At 43.9% G+C, this 16,901-nt stretch carries 13 protein-coding genes and 3 pseudogenes; 5 read left to right on the top strand and 11 right to left on the bottom strand.

Annotation, left to right across the window (positions count from 1 at the left end; all coding sequences use genetic code 11):
* The 11 genes and pseudogenes from DSM107010_RS03640 to DSM107010_RS03590 all read right to left on the bottom strand — a co-directional run.
* On the bottom strand, positions 1-553 hold a 553-nt coding region (locus DSM107010_RS03640), incomplete at its 3' end, for a sigma-70 family RNA polymerase sigma factor (RefSeq protein ID WP_127022390.1).
* A 60-nt stretch (positions 554-613) separates the two neighbouring features.
* Positions 614-1,429 carry a CemA family protein gene (locus DSM107010_RS03635; RefSeq protein WP_106167907.1) on the bottom strand — a complete coding sequence of 272 codons (816 nt, stop codon included), beginning with the start codon at positions 1,427-1,429 and terminating at the stop codon, positions 614-616.
* A gap of 307 nt (positions 1,430-1,736) precedes the next feature.
* Positions 1,737-3,727: pseudogene (ftsH, locus tag DSM107010_RS42835) on the bottom strand (ATP-dependent zinc metalloprotease FtsH).
* Positions 3,728-3,911: 184 nt separating this feature from the next.
* Complete coding sequence (locus tag DSM107010_RS03625; RefSeq protein WP_106168545.1) at positions 3,912-5,222, bottom strand: IS701 family transposase; 1,311 nt, start codon at positions 5,220-5,222, stop codon at positions 3,912-3,914.
* A gap of 174 nt (positions 5,223-5,396) precedes the next feature.
* Positions 5,397-5,720, bottom strand: coding sequence for a four-helix bundle copper-binding protein (locus tag DSM107010_RS43510; protein WP_479684197.1), 324 nt, complete (start codon positions 5,718-5,720; stop codon positions 5,397-5,399).
* Positions 5,721-5,903: 183 nt separating this feature from the next.
* Positions 5,904-6,401: a 2-oxobutyrate oxidase gene (locus tag DSM107010_RS03615; protein ID WP_106168543.1), complete on the bottom strand. Its 498-nt coding sequence runs from the start codon at positions 6,399-6,401 to the stop codon at positions 5,904-5,906.
* A gap of 267 nt (positions 6,402-6,668) precedes the next feature.
* A pseudogene (locus DSM107010_RS03610) lies at positions 6,669-7,223 on the bottom strand (response regulator transcription factor); the annotation flags it as partial.
* A 365-nt stretch (positions 7,224-7,588) separates the two neighbouring features.
* On the bottom strand, positions 7,589-8,074 hold the full coding sequence (locus DSM107010_RS03605; RefSeq protein WP_106168541.1) for a hypothetical protein: 486 nt from the start codon (positions 8,072-8,074) through the stop codon (positions 7,589-7,591).
* A gap of 58 nt (positions 8,075-8,132) precedes the next feature.
* On the bottom strand, positions 8,133-10,796 hold the full coding sequence (locus tag DSM107010_RS03600; RefSeq protein ID WP_199755382.1) for an efflux RND transporter permease subunit: 2,664 nt from the start codon (positions 10,794-10,796) through the stop codon (positions 8,133-8,135).
* Positions 10,769-11,889 (bottom strand): annotated as a pseudogene (locus DSM107010_RS41070) (ISAzo13 family transposase). Before DSM107010_RS41070 ends, DSM107010_RS03600 begins: the two are co-directional and overlap by 28 nt.
* Positions 11,890-12,046: 157 nt before the next feature.
* The gene (locus DSM107010_RS03590; RefSeq protein ID WP_106165997.1) at positions 12,047-12,583 is read right to left on the bottom strand and encodes a hypothetical protein; all 537 of its coding nucleotides are present in this window, start codon (positions 12,581-12,583) and stop codon (positions 12,047-12,049) included.
* Between the two features lie 137 nt (positions 12,584-12,720).
* Between DSM107010_RS03590 and DSM107010_RS03585 the strand changes: the two genes are divergently transcribed.
* The 5 genes from DSM107010_RS03585 (at position 12,721) to DSM107010_RS03565 (ending at position 16,880) form a co-directional block, all read left to right on the top strand.
* A complete protein-coding gene (locus DSM107010_RS03585; protein ID WP_106165996.1) occupies positions 12,721-13,065 on the top strand; it encodes a DUF3703 domain-containing protein in 345 nt (114 codons plus the stop codon).
* A 166-nt stretch (positions 13,066-13,231) separates the two neighbouring features.
* A complete protein-coding gene (locus tag DSM107010_RS03580) occupies positions 13,232-13,918 on the top strand; it encodes a class I SAM-dependent methyltransferase (protein ID WP_106165995.1) in 687 nt (228 codons plus the stop codon).
* Positions 13,919-14,114: 196 nt separating this feature from the next.
* A complete protein-coding gene (locus DSM107010_RS03575; RefSeq protein ID WP_106165994.1) occupies positions 14,115-14,468 on the top strand; it encodes a phage holin family protein in 354 nt (117 codons plus the stop codon).
* 125 nt (positions 14,469-14,593) lie between these two features.
* Positions 14,594-15,952, top strand: coding sequence for a mechanosensitive ion channel family protein (locus DSM107010_RS03570; RefSeq protein WP_106165993.1), 1,359 nt, complete (start codon positions 14,594-14,596; stop codon positions 15,950-15,952).
* 199 nt (positions 15,953-16,151) lie between these two features.
* A complete protein-coding gene (locus DSM107010_RS03565; RefSeq protein WP_106165992.1) occupies positions 16,152-16,880 on the top strand; it encodes a tetratricopeptide repeat protein in 729 nt (242 codons plus the stop codon).
* Positions 16,881-16,901: the final 21 nt, after the last annotated feature.

The following is a 16,901-nucleotide window of genomic DNA, read 5'->3' as shown; positions in this document are numbered from 1 at the left end:
GTTTCAGGCGTTGGGATAGCTGGCGTTGTGTCTTTTTAATTTTATTGAGCTTCTCAGTGATGTGGATCGGCAGCCGGATGATGCGGCTGTTCTGCGCGATCGCTCTAGTTATAGCTTGACGAATCCACCAGTAGACATAAGTTGAGAGCCGATACCCTTTGGTGGGATCGAACTTTTCTACACCCCGATGCAAGCCGATAGTTCCTTCCTGAATCAAGTCCAGAAGCTCTAAATTACGCTTGGTGTACTTTTTGGCGATGGAAACTACCAGTCGCAAATTAGCTTCTACCATCTTGCGCTTAGCATTCTCACCATCTGAGATCGCTTGTGTTAGCTGGGTATTGTCTGACGTTCCCGAAGCTTTTGCCCATTCATTAAGCGACGGTTCTCGACCTAACTGCTTGGTTAGCGAATCTTTCACCAATAGTACAGCGAGCGATCGCTGTACCTTTTTACCATAAAAAATTTCTTGCTCGTGAGATAGGAGTGGTACGCGACCAATCTCACGTAGGTAAACGTATACGAGGTCAGTGCTTGTCTGAGTAGTCTTCATGATAGTAAACATTGATAATGAAAAATCAATTTATTTTGATAACATATTTATTTGAATTAACTATTCATTCATGTTGTGGTAGGTTGCTACTGCTGAAGGAGAAGAGCGATTGAGGTAGCGAAAAATCCAATACTTAAAAATGGTGTCTGCAATAACCGGGACAGTAGCAATGAATAAAAAAATAAAATCTTTATTTTCTGGAAGACCAAAACGCTTCAAAGCACCTTCCAAAATTATTTGCCATCCGTATGGAGAGTGGAAGCCTACAAATAGATCGGTAGAGAGAATAATTAAAAAGGCTTTAGCAGAGTCGCTTAATCCATAAATTACGTCATCAAGCAAAGACTTAATAATATTTAGTCTTTGTTTACCGATTATGATTATCATAATAAATATGAGTGCTGAAAGCAGATCTACAAAAACATTCGTTAATGCATCAAAACTTTCATTTCTATACTTTGCAGTCAAACTAATAGCTTTTTCCTTTAGTTTCTTTTGTAAAATTTCGTTAGATAGTTTTGGAGTTTTATTTAGATGAAACTCAAAGTAAATTGCTTGTTCAAATCTTTTTAGCTCGGCTAAAGCTCTTTCTTCCTGAGAAGAGTTTAAGAAAGTTACTAATTCCTCTTTGTTCCATAAAGCTTTAACTAATGGGCTAATTACAAAGTTTCTAGAAAGTTGGCTTACTAGCACGGGAACTACAATTAGAATTAACAGAAAACGAATAGATATAAGCGTACGTTGCTGAGAAGCGCGAAACTCTTCAACTAGCTTTGACTCTGCTTGTGGATCGAATGCTTGTCTAACCTTTCCTATAGTCCGAAAGATAGAGCGGGGAATGAAGTTAGTTTTTCTAGATGACGATTTCGATTTCATTCTTATCGTTATAAAAACTCAGGCTTTTAAGCTTGTAAACTAAAAGCCTGAGACTAAGCTAAGCATGAGGTGTAAGTGATTAAACTTTATTATACGAAAGGCAAGATGAAATCAAGATGAAATTCATTCTAAGTCGAAGAAAATTTTTGATTATTAGAAAAATTAGTTAAATCTTACAGATTTATTCTAGATTTAGTATTAGTAATATTTTTATTTTTGCAAGAAATCTTCAACCAGAACTTATGTATGGCAGTATTTATTAGTTTAAATTACTTTTATATTTAGCAGCAAAAATATACTAAAAATTTCAGTTAACTTTTTTAGATATTAACTGACCTGTGCGTAGCCAATCTACCAAATCATTAGGAACTTGAACCTGTTCTAAATAACGGCGTAGTTGCTCTCCTTCTAGAACTTCTGCACCTATTAAGTGCTGAGTCATTTCCTCTAATAAAGAACGATTGCTTTCTAGAATGAGTAAGGCAATCTGATGCGCTCCATCTACAATCTCCTTAACTTCTCGATCGATCTCTTCCGCAATTGCAGGGCTAACCGGACGACGAGGATTGGAGAAACCATCCAAAAATTGTTGCTGCACTTTTTCTAGTGCCACAGGTCCCAGCTTATGACTCATACCATAAAGAGTCACCATGCGTTCGGCAAGATCGGTTGCTTTTTGGATATCGTCGCTAGCTCCCGTTGACACTGTACTGAAGACAATTTCCTCTGAGGAGCGTCCTGCCAAAAGTGTAGCAAGGCGACCGCGAATTTCATTTTCTGCCATTAAGAAGCGGTCTTCTTCAGGCAATTGCAGCGTGTAGCCCAATGCGCCTATACCTCTAGGGACAATAGAGATTTTTTCAACTCTGCCAGCTCCAGGCATCAAGGCTGCGACAATAGCATGTCCTGCTTCATGGTAGGCAACAGTTCTCTTTTCCGTCTCGTTGAGAACGCGAGATTTTTTCTCCAAGCCAGCAATCACTCGCTCGATCGCCTCGTTAAAATCAGCCATCGTTACGGCTTCTCGATCTTGGCGAGCAGCTAGCAGGGCGGCTTCATTCACTAAATTGGCTAAATCGGCACCAGCAAATCCTGGCGTGCGGGCGGCGATCGCGGCCAGGTCTACATCAGCTGCTAACTTAACTTGATTTACGTGTACTTTGAGAATAGCTTCCCGTCCCAGCTTGTCTGGGCGATCGACAACTACTTGGCGATCGAAGCGACCAGGACGGCGTAAGGCTGGATCTAAAACTTCAGGGCGGTTAGTCGCCGCTAAAATAATAACTCCTGTATTGGCTTCAAAGCCATCCATCTCAGTCAATAGTTGATTCAGGGTTTGCTCCCGCTCGTCATTACCTCCCATCATCGATCCTGTGCTCCGGCTCTAGATTTACCTAGAGCATCTAGTTCGTCGATAAAAACAATACAGGGAGCTTGTTTCTTCGCCTGCTCGAATAAATCTCGCACCCGCGCCGCGCCAACACCGACAAATAACTCGATGAACTCGGAGCCAGAGATGCTGAAGAAAGGAACTCCCGCTTCCCCAGCTACAGCTTTTGCTAGGAGAGTTTTGCCCGTCCCTGGCGCGCCGATCAAAAGCACTCCCTTGGGGATTTTGGCTCCAACACGAGTATATTTAGCAGAGTTTTTCAAAAACTCCACAATTTCCCCAAGTTCCGCTTTCGCTTCATCAATTCCCGCTACGTCAGCCAACGTAACTCCAGTATGTCCTTCCGAATAAATGCGGGCTTTGCTTTTTCCTACAGTTAGGGCTGCACCTGCACCCGCCTGGGCACGGTTGAGCAGCAAACCCCAGATACCAAAAAAGATCAAGGGAGGAATCACCCACCCTAAAAGCGTACCGATCCAGGCATTGCGATCGGGTGGCTGCGCACCGAATTCTACATTATTATCTGCCAAGAGCTGAGGTAGGCTCGGATCGTTTGGAATGGGCGTAGTCGTGTAGATTTTGGCGGGAGCCGAGGTTGAGCCATCGGTTTGGGGAAATTGTAGATTCGATGGAGGCGTGGATGAATTGTTTGGTTGGGGTTTTTGCTGTTTGGGTAAGTCTGCCTTGAGAGTATATTGAATCTGGTTTTCAGCCAATAGTGCTTGAGCAACCTTACCATCTTTCACATCCTTGCGAAATCGGCTGTACAGAACCTCAGTTGTTGGAGAACGCATTCCAGGGGCAATGAAAAAGTGGAAGAGAAAAAGGAAAAACAGGAGCGTCAATAGACTGCTTCCGAAGTGGTGAGGATTAGGGGAATTAGATTTTCCATCTTTTTCAACGGGCATTGTTAGTCTCCAAGCTAAACTTTGCTCACACTTATGTTCTAACGAGAAATTTCATCTGATGACATTTTTAAATAGATTATCAACTCAATTATGTTGTCTCAAACAAAGTAGCCAGATGAAGCTACTACAGCGACTGCAAATAAACTAAACATTAGTAGCATGAAATTAACCCTAGTTTGTCACTCTAGGCAGAAGAAAAGTAGAAATCAGGGTGAGCGAGGAAAATAGAAATTGAACTTGTAAGACTATAAACAATAGATTGAAGTTTAGAAAATCCTAAAGATAATTGGGGAATAGGAAAAACTGTTAACCAAGGATATATCAGATTAAATAAAATAAAAGGTTGAGCAGTTAAGCGAAGATTGTTCAAAATATTCTTCCAGCTATTCCCATTATCCCACCAGGGATGTGAAGCAAATTTTGACTCTCGTTGTGGTGGAGCCTGTAACATTTGTTCTGAATGGAGGCTAACCATCAGATAAGTACTACAAATTATTTCCCACCAGCGCTCAATATCTGGATAACGAGTCAGATAGAAATCTGCCCAGCCTAGTTCATTTTTACTTTGTTTCAAACCATACTCGACCCAAGTCCTTAAACCGTAAAAATTTCCAACCTCCCTTGGCGTAATCTCTGGGTATTTACTCATGACATACCAAGTTGAGTTCTCAGGTAAAGCGAGAGCATCTGTTGTAATCTGCCAATACCTCTTTTCTCCACGTTTCCCCGAAATTATTTCTCTAATAAACCGATTTTCTCTACTGAGGTCAGAGAATACTCTTTGAAATTTATGCCACTTTAAATATTGAACTCGTTGCCTTGGGAGTATCTCTACATAATGATTTGAACGAATTGCCACTATATAGTTTAGACCTAATTCATCTAATACAGATATGAAATTTTTTCCACTCTCGCCATATAAGCTATCTGCCAGTACTAAGTTGAACTTAAAACCCATTGATTGAAGCTGTTTTATCAGCATCGCTGCTATTTCTGGTTTGGTACGGTATTGATCTCCTGGCTTTAATCTTTCGTGGGGCTTATAAATTTCAAATAGTAATGGAAAGGTCATGCCGCAGAACACACCATATGCTGTCACTACAACAATTCCATTCTCTGTCTTCCCTAAGTTCCCGATATACTGCCGTTTCACATAATCTGTCTTATTTCCTTTTTTCTTATCTCCTGTTTCATCAATAATTAATACGAGCGGTTTGCCTTTTAGCACCTGTAAAATTAGTTCTAACCGCAACTGTCTTAGCTTTGACACTGACCAAGGTGACGAAGTTAAGAAATGATGTAGCCCTTGCTGGTTATCTAATCCTACGATTCTGGCTATTGCTGGTAATGTTTTACGTTTTAAATCAGAAATACACCCTAGATGAAGGTACTTAAAAGCCTCGAAGCTTCTAATATCTGAAAACAGATTTTTATACCACTGACAATATTCGTCCACAAATTTGATGGTCGGCGCAGCTAGACGAGGCTCTACCATACTCTGTGTCTTTGTTTTAGCCTTTTTACCTTATTATACTACTGACAGAGTGACAAAGTAGGGTTAATCTACCTACTTTCGAGCAAGTCAGATACCGAGTCGATCGCTAGCTTGCATGAGGGCAGACTTACTCATTCCCATCCAAATGTTTCAAACAAGAACAATTTTTAACTCTTAGGCTACCTGCACCACTTCGCGACAGATGTGAGCGCAACGACGGCAAGCTTCGACACAAGATTTACAATGTTTGGCATCGGCGCTGTTTTCACACTCAGTCGCGCAGAGTTCGCAGGCTTTAGCACAGGCAAGACAAGCTTCAGCATAAAGACTGGATCTTCGTAACATGAAACGCGCACAAAGGGAGCATAAATCGGCACATTCACTACACAGACTTATGCATTCAGCCATCATCTGCGCCAAATAGCTGCTCGAGCAAGTATTGGCACAGTTTCCACATTCGCGCATACATTCATGACAAGCTTGAATGCATGTTTCCATCATTGCTATAAGATACCTCGTTGTCATACGTCTAGTTCAAATTCAAAATCCTGTTGAAATTCATAGTGAAAAATGAAACCTATTAATAACGATCTCAGACTCGGATGAAATCAGCGTGAAAGACTTCACCAATTCTCGAAATTCTTATAGGTAAGACATATGCGAATATTTTCTTGTAGAGGTTCAGTTCCCCCGCTCAGCGTTCTTCAAGATATTCTTGGCACGAACTGCCTCCTTGGTGCTGCCATCAACCATCAGTAAGTAATTACCATCCCTAAGCTTTTTTTCGTGCTTACGGAGGTGTTGCTGAGAAATACCCCAATCTACTAACGTCACCAGCACTCCTCCAGTTGCACTAGCTACAACAACCTCAATACCACCTCGTAATGCAGTACTAGCTAGGTGTCCGACTGCCAGCCCTGGCCCCACACCAGGAATCCAAACAACAGCCGCACCAGCAAGCACCCCAATTACCCAACTCAAGGAACCACCAGCAACAGCGCCGAGCTTAGCTGCGTTTCCAGCATTATCCGTAGGATGATGCAATTCCTTTTCGATTTCTCGATTCTGGGTGATCAGAGTTAGGCAATCGATTGGGAAGCCATTTTGCTCCAATAAGTGTAAGGCTTCTTTTGCTTTTGACACGCTGTCATACACAGCAATTACACATTGGTTCGGCATTTCTAACTCCGTCAATTCTGTAAAGTATTGAGATCGGACAGTCTAGTGGCAATGCCAGTCGTGTAGATGTGTTTTCATCCCTTCTTTCAGCTATGCCAAAATCAATACCCAACTCGAACTACTTATGCGATCGCACTTTTAGGTATTGTTTTCTACAAAAGTTGTCTCTGGTTAGTAACAGCACAAGAGTTAAAGGCCAGAGTGCGTGATTATTTTGGCTGCCCTCTATTAGACCCACTTGCAAAAAAAGTTTCCTGAAGTTGCACTAGGAACATCCTCATATGCCCATAAATGGTCTTGGATTCCACCATAGCTAAACACTCGCCGACTATTGCGTAAAAATAGTTCCAGCAGCGCATACTCTTTAGGGGTGAGTGAGAGCAAATTTTCTGCATACGTCGCTTCACCCGTTGCCGGATTTAGTTGTAAGCTTCCCCACTCTAGAACTGGAGCGGGATTAACACTTGCTCGACGTAGCAAAGCGCGGATACGAGCGAGCAACTCCTGCTGTTCAAACGGTTTTACAATGTAATCGTCTGCTCCAGCATCTAACCCAATCGCTTTATCTTGGCTGTTATCCTGACCTGTAAGCAGCAGAATTGGCATCTGATAGCCGTGCGATCGCAGCCGCTGGCAAAGACTAATGCCATCTAGTTTAGGTAATAAAACATCAAGTAGAATAAGATCGTAGTCATAAACTTCAATTAATTCCCAAGCTATTTGTCCATCTGCGGCAACTTCTACAACATAGTTATGACTAGAGAGAAGTAGAGATAGCACGTTAGCAACAACTTCGTCATCTTCAACAACTAGAATCTTCACAGTTTGTTACAGATGTTAAGTAGTAGAAAGCACAGCGTCCCCTACGACTGGTCGCGATAATACTTTCATATATTCAATATTTGCAGGTTGGGATGAAATCAGGATGAAATATCGGTACAAAGCTAATATTTTGCGATAAATTTTCTCTATTCACTGCCTAGTTTCAGTCATTAGCCTAGTTTCAGTCATTAGAAAGATAGTTAAAAAGTTATGAGCTTGTCTACTGTCAATGTGGCGATTGATGCCCTACTACTGAGCCGAGTGCAGCTGAGCTAAGCATTAACCTGTCAGTCAAAGACACGGCTTTTGTGTCCTTGACTGTACTAGTGAAATATAACTGCGAGCGGTAATGCAGTCTGCTCGGATTATTGCTTAAAACTAAAACGTCCGTTTACCTTTTCACCCTTAACGTCGGCAGTAACTTTCATCTGATACTGACCAGTTGCTTTTCCAGGTAGCAGGGTCGTGTAGTGCTTTCCGCTAGGATCGTATTTAAAATTTAAGTTTTTTTGCGTTCCGTCAGGCGACTGAACTTGAGCCGTGACTTTAGCATTAGGAATTGCTTCGTGATTGTCTCCTCTTTGTAAATACAAATCCAGATGAGTTCCTTTCTCTCCTTTTTCAGGTACTAGCTCTAGATGGTAAGCACCAGCCTCTACAACCTGACCGCCTTTTTGATTTTTAGATGCACTCGCTTTCTCGACTAATTCAGTTTTCGTTACTACTGTTTTTGCTACTTTAATATTTGAGTTATTGGCGTAACTCGTGGCGCGATCGCTTTGGCTAAAAGCCCCGAAAAAGAGCAGTCCTAAACTACCTAGAGCGATCGCACCAAATTTTAGTAATCTCATTGATTGACTCCTGAGTTGAAATAGTTAAAGAGCGAAAAAATTAGCTGGATATGTTAGTTTATACAGCCGAACCTTGAGCAGCCTCAATATTTTGTACTGGCATAGTCTTTTTAGGAGCCAAAAACTTGCCAAATAGAGAATACAAAGCTGGAATAACCAACAGTGTCAAAGCTGTTGAAGTGAATAATCCACCCAGCACCACTACTGCCAATGGCTGTAAGATTTCCTTACCAGCACCAGTGCCAATTACCAGCGGTACCATTCCCAAAGCAGATGATAGAGCGGTCATTAGAATTGCGACAAGTCGCTCCATCGATCCCTCAAACAGAACTTCCCGTAAGGACATACCAATTGCCAGCTTGTTATTGTAGTTGTCAACGAGCAGCAGTCCGTTACGAGTGGCTACACCAAATAGAGTAATAAACCCTACCATTGAAGCCACGGAGATAATACCGCCACCCAAGGCAACAGAAATTACACCTCCCACTAATGCTAAGGGTAAGTTAATCATAATCATCGCCGTAGCAGGAATTGACTTGACAGCAAAGTAAATCAGTATCGTAATGGCAATGAATGCCAAGATTCCAGCCCAAATTAAGGTTTGGGTAGCCTGCTCTTGTGCCTGGAATTGACCGCCATATTGAATGTAGTATCCAGAAGGCAATTGCACCTGCTGTCTCACTCGCTCCCGAATATCGTTAATAACAGAACCCAAGTCTCGCCCTTGCACGTTGGCAGAAACAACGATAAGCCTAGAAACGTTCTCGCGGTTGATTGTATTCGGACCCGTGCCATATACAACTTTGGCAACTTGGGCGAGAGGAATTTTTTGTCCGTTGGGAGTATCTACTAACAAATTCCTAATAGTTTCTAGATTGTTCCTAGAACTTTCTTGCAACCACACGACGAGATCGAATACTTGTTGGTTTTCCAAGACTTGAGAAATGACTCGCCCATTTAAGGCAGTTTCAATAGTTTGAGCTAAATCGCCTACGCTCAAACCGTAACGAGCGGCAGCAGGGCGATCGAACTGAATTTGTACCTGCTTAATCGGCACTTGGGGTTCTAATTGCAGGTCTACAACTCCGGTAACGTTACGCATAGTTGACTCTACTTGTTGACCGATAGTACGGAGTTGCTCTGAGTCAGGACCGAAAATTTTGACGGCGATCGCGCTCCTGACTCCAGACAGTACTTCATCCATCCGGTGGGAAATAAAACCGCCAATATTAGCCGCTACTCCTGGTATTTTGGCAAACTCTCGCCGCAGAGTCTCAATACTCCCCTCCCGGTCTTTAAGTCCCTCTTCGCTCAGTTCTACATCTAATTCCCCAAAGTTAACACCACCCACATCGCTATCGCCAGGGGCGCGTCCCGACCGCAATTGCAGTGCTTCAAATCGTTTGTCACTCTTAAGGGCATCTTGAATTGCTAGATCGGCTGTATTGGTCGCTTCTAGGGATTCCCCTGGATACAAGGAAGTGGCAACGACGAGCGAACTTTCTTGGAATTCCGGTAAAAATACCCGTCCTAACGCAGGTAATATTACCATTGCCGCTACAAAACTAGCAACAGCAGCAATCAAGACAATCTGGGGAAATCGAATTGAAAATCTCAAAGCCGGACGGTAAACTCGATGGGAAAATCGCGCTACCCAGGTTTCCTCATCTGGCAAACGCCGATTGACTAACAACAGCGCGCACAAAGCTGGAGTCAGCGTCAGTGCCACTAGAGTTGAAGCCGCGATCGAAAGTAGATAAGATAGCCCCATTGGTGTAAAAATGCGCCCTTCCACACCGGAAAGGGCAAAAATCGGGGCAAAGACAACAGCAATAATAACTGTAGAAAACAGTACGCTAACGCGCACTTCAATCGAGCCATCAAATACCACCTGCAAAGGATTGACGGGCGTTCCTGCTAGCTGATTCTCCCGCAAACGACGGTAGACGTTTTCCATATCCACAATTGCATCATCTACCACCGAACCAATAGCAACAGCTAATCCTCCCAACGTCATTGTATTAATACCCTGTCCGGTCCAATTCAAAATCATCATCCCCAGTAGTAAAGACAAGGGCAGGGCACTCAGACTGATAATCACCGTACGCCAATTCATCAAAAACAGAATTAGCACGATAGAAACGATGATAATACCATCGCGCAATGCATCCTCTACATTCTTGAGCGAAGCTTCGATGAAATTTTCCTGACGGAAAGTCACATCTACTTTCACATCTTTAGGCAAGCTGGCTTTAATTTCCTCCATTGCCGCTTCTACTGCACGGGTAACTGTCGGGGTGTCGGCTTGGGGTTGTTTGTTGACAACTAAAACAATTGCCTTTTTACCATTAGAAGTTGCATCGCCGCGTTTGAGTTCTGCACCAATTGTGACATCAGCTACCTGACCGAGTAAAACGGGCGTACCATTTCGGGCTGTAATTGCCGATTGCTTCAGCTCGTCAATCGACGCAATCCTCCCAACTCCTCGCACTAACATTTCCTGGTCTGGGCTGATTAAAAATCCGCCTGGTGCGTTGACGTTAGCTTTTTCAGTCGCTTCAGCTACCTCTTGTAAAGAGACATTGAAGCCTTTGAGCTTGTCGGGATCGACTAGGACTTGATACTGGCGCACATCTCCGCCAAAAATTACAACTTGAGTCACCCCAGGGGATGTGCGTAAAAATAAGCTACCAGTCAGGTTGGGCAAATAGTCACGTCCCATTTAGGCAAAGTTTCAGAACGTTGCCAGAAGGGGTGAAGTGATTCTAACTCTTGAGCCGAAGCAGATACACCTTTTTCATAAGTTCTCTCGATGAAGCGCACTAGTGGAGAAAGACCCTTCCATGTCATATTAGAAGTCCATGCAACAGCCGCTTCAACCGAGTCTAAAATAGCTCCATTCCAAAAGTTTTCTAACACTGCCCAGCAGCGTTCTATAGGATTATATTTACTATGGTATGGGGGGTAATAAATCAGCCGAATTCTTAATTGAGTTTGTTGAGAAAATTCCACCATTCGTTTAATAAATTGAGTGCGGTCGCTTCTGGTAGCTGAACCATTATCTAGATCGATAGATAATTCTTCGACTTGCGGGTAAAGCGATTGATTTTCTTGCCACCAAGCGATTAAACAGTCCATGATAAAATCTGTTGTCTCTGCCGATTGACCCAAATAAATCGATAAGCGACTTTGCAACACATCTAGAATCCCGAAAGGAACCAACACAACGTTCCATTGGAAATCGTGGTCATCCGCTTTTACTGGCTCAAGTGTTCGAGCTTTACCGCCTCTGGATAAATTGCCAATTTTTACTTTGGCTTTAGTATCAATAGATATTCTCAAAGACTTGGGATTGAGGTCTGAGGCACGATTTGCTTGGTCTACGTTCTCAAAAATCTCATCAGTTTCTGGAATCTTTTTTAAAGGTTTTGTTTTTTGCGTTTTTTTAACCGATAACCATTTCGATTCAAAATGTCGCCAATTGTCTGACGAGTGGGCAACTCATAATCCTGATAACCCTTCTGCTCAATTAATGCCTCTCTGACAGCTCTTGCACTGATGCGAGCATAACAGAATGTGGATTGAAAACTGGGGTCGGCTTGAGATTGACTATCCACCAAACTCCGAATATCTTCTTCTAAATTGGGGAGGTTATCTTCTGTTTTTTTTCTGCCTCTAGCTGCATAATTATCTAGACAAACAATTTTTGTTTGCAGCTCTTTTAGTCCTAAACCTACTGCCTGACGTGACCACCCTAGATAAGTTTCTGCTTTACGTGCTGACCCATCAAAATAATCTTGAGTTACTTGAGCCATAAAGGCTCTTTTCTTTATCCCTGTTAGCTTTTTCGCAGCATCTTTTAGGGTTGATTTAACTTTTTCGGTTAACATTGTGAGAAAGAGCACCAATGTGGACTTACCAAAAACCTTACATAGTTGAGCAATAAGTTATCCGCTCAGTTTAACTGGTAACTCATTTACCCGCAACTCCCTTATAGGTAGCAATCTGCTTGGGTGAGAGTAGAGGAGTAATCTCTAAATGAGCTTGCAAATGCGTTTGGCGTAATTTACCGTACAGCATTGCCAGTGCTTCGGTTTGGGTTTGTAACTTTGCTGGTGCAATGGTTTTGTCAGCAAAAGCTATACTCAAACGCTGCTCCCGATCTACAATCTCTCGTCCCAATCGCTTAGCTTCTACATTCATCTTTTCAAACGCGGCTTGTACTTGTTGAGTTTGCTCGGCAGAGAGATTGAGTTGCCCTTTGAGATCGAGGACGTGCCTTGGTCCAGGATAGTCATTCAGCTCCGCCATCCGTGCAAACCCTGCACCACGCCCATTCAACAGATCGTCAACTTCTTGCGTACTTAACCCGCGAATCGGGCTAGATAATTCATTCACATACGGCGATCTAGGTGTTTGGCTTGCCACACTCAAACGGGCAAAAATACCAGCGCCCGCAACTGGAAGTAATAGCAAAGAGCTGACGACAAGTATAAATCTTGTTTGCATAACATTCCCTTAGCAGTCGAACGCGAGATCAACCCTACCTGAAATAAAATTATCCTTTTAACTATCCTTTTGGCTAGTAGGGTAACGGTAATGAGAAGGCAACATGGGAATTAGAAAGGTAGAGAGGACGAAAAATTATGAAAGCAATTGTGCGCCAGCACTTTGAAACAGAAATACGTAAGGCGCGAGCTGCCATTCAAACTGGAAATTTTGCAGATGCATGGGTGGCATTGCAACGATCGCACGTTCTCGGTCAAGCTTATCCCTTGCCTCACGCGATCGCTCACTGGGAAATGCTCAAATTAGCCTGGAGACAAAGAGATCTAAAGGAAATAGCCGGACAATTAATCCCGACTGTGTTAGCTATTCCACTCACTTTGTTGTTTGGACGCAAGCGATATCTTCGAGATGGCAGAGTTAACATTAGCGACTCCGAGCGCATATCGATTCCCAACGATTTGCTGCAAATACTAGAACAATAAATCCGAATCATAAATCTGAGTAGGGGCACTATACTAGCCCCTTTTCTTTGACGTTGCGATCGGCAAAACTATCCTGGCGATCGTCCTCCAACTATCCATTTGACTAGCGATCTATTCCTGCTACAGAGCGACATTGAAGCTAAAGTAGCAGTTAGGAATTCGAGCAATGGAATGGACGGTTGGGTACTGGCAAATCTCGATTGGGCGAGTTTATCCTACCACCGAGCAACTGACTCGGATGTATAATACTGCGGCTCCTTGCTGGCATCGTCACCTCCAATGGCTGGGTTATAGCCGTGCCTACGCGAAATTATTTCAATCTCTGCAATACTCAGGTGTAATAGCAGATTTACATGATGGCTCGACTGTATGCGATTGTGGTATCGGTACTGCTGATTTCAGTCTGGCTCTAGCTAAAACCGTGAGTCCTAAATTACATGTTACAGGCGTAGACATCTCCCCAGAGATGTTGGCAAAGGCAAACCAGCTATTAGTGCGCTCAGGCGTAGATTGCCAAGTATACCAAAGCGATGTCAATAACCTGCCGTTTGATGACAACACCTTTGACTTAGTTCTGAGCGCCCATATGCTGGAACACTCACCAAACCCCACTAGAGGACTCCAAGAAATGGTCAGGGTGCTGCGTCCAAAAGCACCGCTCGTCCTCACCGTCACTCGTCCAGGTTTACTAGGGTGGTGCATTCAATGGCATTGGGGAAATGGTTGTATTAGTCCCAAGCAGCTAACTCATCTCATGGCTGAAGCAGGATTGTCCGATATTCGTTGCTATCCCTTCACCTTTGGGCTATCGCGTTGGACGAGTATTGCTGGCGTGGGATTTAAAAGATCGTAGTAGACGTACCTGCGATCGGGCAAATTACAGCAAATGCTGGTGGTTTGTTTCTTTGACGATTTCGGCGTGAGCCTAGCGTTTTTGTTAGCTATAACTTTGGCTAATTTTAGGTTAAGAATTAACAAGTAGAAACTAGAATAAGTATTACATTCAGAATTCTGAATGTCGTACTCGATCGCCAATCCCGATAATTATTATGCTTGGAATCCTGATTACCTGGTTAGTCACAACCATTAGCTTTTTAATTATTGCTCGGCTACCATTGGGTGTAGAAATTGACAGTTTTGGTAAAGCAGCTGTTTCCGCCGCAGTCTTTGGAGTTTTGAACGCTTTGTTGCGACCGATTTTAGGATTTTTTACCTTTCCCTTGATTCTTTTAACCTTGGGTCTATTCCTGTTTGTCTTGAATGCAATTATTTTTGGTCTAGCCGCTGCTCTCGTTACGGGATTTCGGCTACGTTGGGGAATTTGGAGTGCCTTACTCGGCTCCATTGCTTTGAGTCTAATTAACTCTCTACTTTTCAATCTGCTAGCAACATTGAGACTGTGAGTTTGAGTATTCTGAGTCGCAGCAAGAGGATAAAAGTTAGCAAATTAGCATGACTATTTCTGACTCAAGCGTGACGACAATTGTGGAGCCACGCTTTATTTTTTGAAAAGAAGAATTGACTTGTCATGCCCAAAAACAGGAGAGCGATCGCGAACCGTCAACACAAGCTGACACGAACTGCCGCAAGTTGGTTACTGCTGTTTGCTATCCTGACGACAACAATTATTCCTAGTTCGGTAGGAGCGCAAGACGAGCGAGTGACTGTACGCCTAGATGGTCGCTCGGTATTTCGCGTCAGTGCGGTAGAGAATAACGACGCTCAGGCGCGGGCGCGGCAAATCGAGCGACGGATGAATAGGTTATTAGAGAATCCAGAGGCAATCGCCGCACCTCGAATCGAGACAACCAGAACAAATCGGGCTGAGCGCGTCATCACGATCGCCTCAGTACCTGTAGTCACGGTCATGCCAGCGGATGCTCAGGATAACTTAACGAATGTTGACGCTCTAGCGACTCAATGGTCACAAGCAATTAATGCTGCCTTGAAGCAAGCGAGTGGGCGGCGACTTTCCCCGTGGGGGCGATTTGTGGCTGAAGTCCAAGCATCGGTCGCTACTGCCTTCGGACGACTGCTAGAATCCGCGATCGCGATCGTGCCGCGTGCGATCGCATCTTTGTTGGTAATTGGATTATTTTGGGCGATCGCTACCACTGTACGCTGGTTGATGCGAATTATCTTCCGTCATATTGTGGAAGATTTAACTGTAGAGAACCTGATTAAGCAGGTTGCATACTATGCTGTTTGGACTTTAGGTGTAATTGTGGCGCTGGATGCCTTTGGTTTTGACCCGCGCACCGTTGCCACTGGGTTAGGGTTAACTGGACTTGCCTTGGGTTTTGCTCTCAAAGATATCCTGTCTAATTTTGTCAGCGGAATTTTGATTCTGATTCTACGCCCGTTTGAGCTAGGCGACCAGATCGTCGTGGGTGAAACTGAGGGAAATGTCGAGCGGATCGAATTGCGGGCAACTCAGTTACGTACCTATGACGGGCGTGTGGTTCTCGTTCCCAATGCAGAAGTATTTACTTCTCGGATTATCAACAATACAGCTGTTCCCGTCCGCCGCCGCAGCGTGGAATTATTTATCGGCTATGATAGCGACTTACAAAAAGTTGTGAATGTTGTCGCAGATGCAGCCCAGCGTGCTGCGGGAGTGCTGGAATCGCCAAGAGTTTCCGTGCGGATACGAGAGCTAGGACAGGATGATGTTGTAGTTGAAGTGCGTTTTTGGACTGACTCGCGACGTTCTGATTTTGTGGCTACGACCTCAGCAGTCAGAATTGCGATCGTTGGTGCTTTGAAACAAGCAGGGATTGGGTTGCCCGATCCCGATGTCCGCATTCTCGTTCCACGCCATGTTGACAGCTGGCAGGCTGCATTAAATAGAGGAAATTCCAGTCAAACTCAAAACAGCAAGAGTTAAAGGTGCTAACTCAGTTGCTGTCTCTTGCTATTCTAGATATAAGTACTCGCACCCAATCGATAATAGTTTCAAGTCCGATTTTAATTCAATCTACATCGTATTTTCCTTGCTCGGCGTGGTTTTAATTGGAACTAACCTAATTTAGCAGGAAATGCTCTTTTACGAATCTGAGGTTGTTCTCTAGCTGTGGAGCCAATTCATGAACAACATAAGTAGAGCGATCGCCATCCTGGGAATAGCTACTGCCTTGGGCGGACTGACTCCCGCCGTTCGTGCGGCATCTACTGTAAAACCCAGTCTGCCTTCATCCTCATCTGCGCCTTTGACAAATGCTCAGGACTTGTTTAATCGGGGTGTGGAAAAGACCGAACGAGGAGACTTCCAAGGCGCAATTGAAGACTTTGATGGAGTCGTGCGGCTGAATCCCAGTTTTATTGAAGCATACTGCAACCGAGGTTTTGTCCGTGCCGAACTCGGAAACTACAAGGCAGCAATAGCAGATTTTAACTCGGCACTGCGAATCGATCCCCATCACGCCGATGCTTACAATAAGCGGGGAACTGTATTAGCCCAAAGGGGCAATTTTTCAGAAGCAATAACAGATTTTAACGCGGCTTTACGATACGATGACAATTTTGCCGATGCTTACTACAATCGAGGACTGGCACATTCAGGACTAGGAAATGCCAAAGCCGCGCTCGCCGATTACGATCGAGCCATTCAACTCCAACCTGACATGGCTGAGGCTTACGGTAATCGCGGTACTGTCCGCTATCATTTGGGAGATAGATCGGGAGCGATCGTCGATTTACAGCAAGCAGCGCGAATTTTTTCGGCTCAAGGAAATGAACCTGCCCACCAACAAGCGTTGACTTTTCTGCAAACGATCCAACAGCCATCAACTGCCAAACCTCCCGTGCAACCGTAAATCCTGAAAGGAAGGTAGAAG

The sequence above is a fragment of the Chroococcidiopsis cubana SAG 39.79 genome, from assembly GCF_003991895.1.
GTDB classification, from domain to species: domain Bacteria; phylum Cyanobacteriota; class Cyanobacteriia; order Cyanobacteriales; family Chroococcidiopsidaceae; genus Chroococcidiopsis; species Chroococcidiopsis thermalis.
The sequence above is the reverse complement of the archived record's forward strand: the minus strand, read 5'-3'. Positions and strand labels throughout refer to the sequence as shown.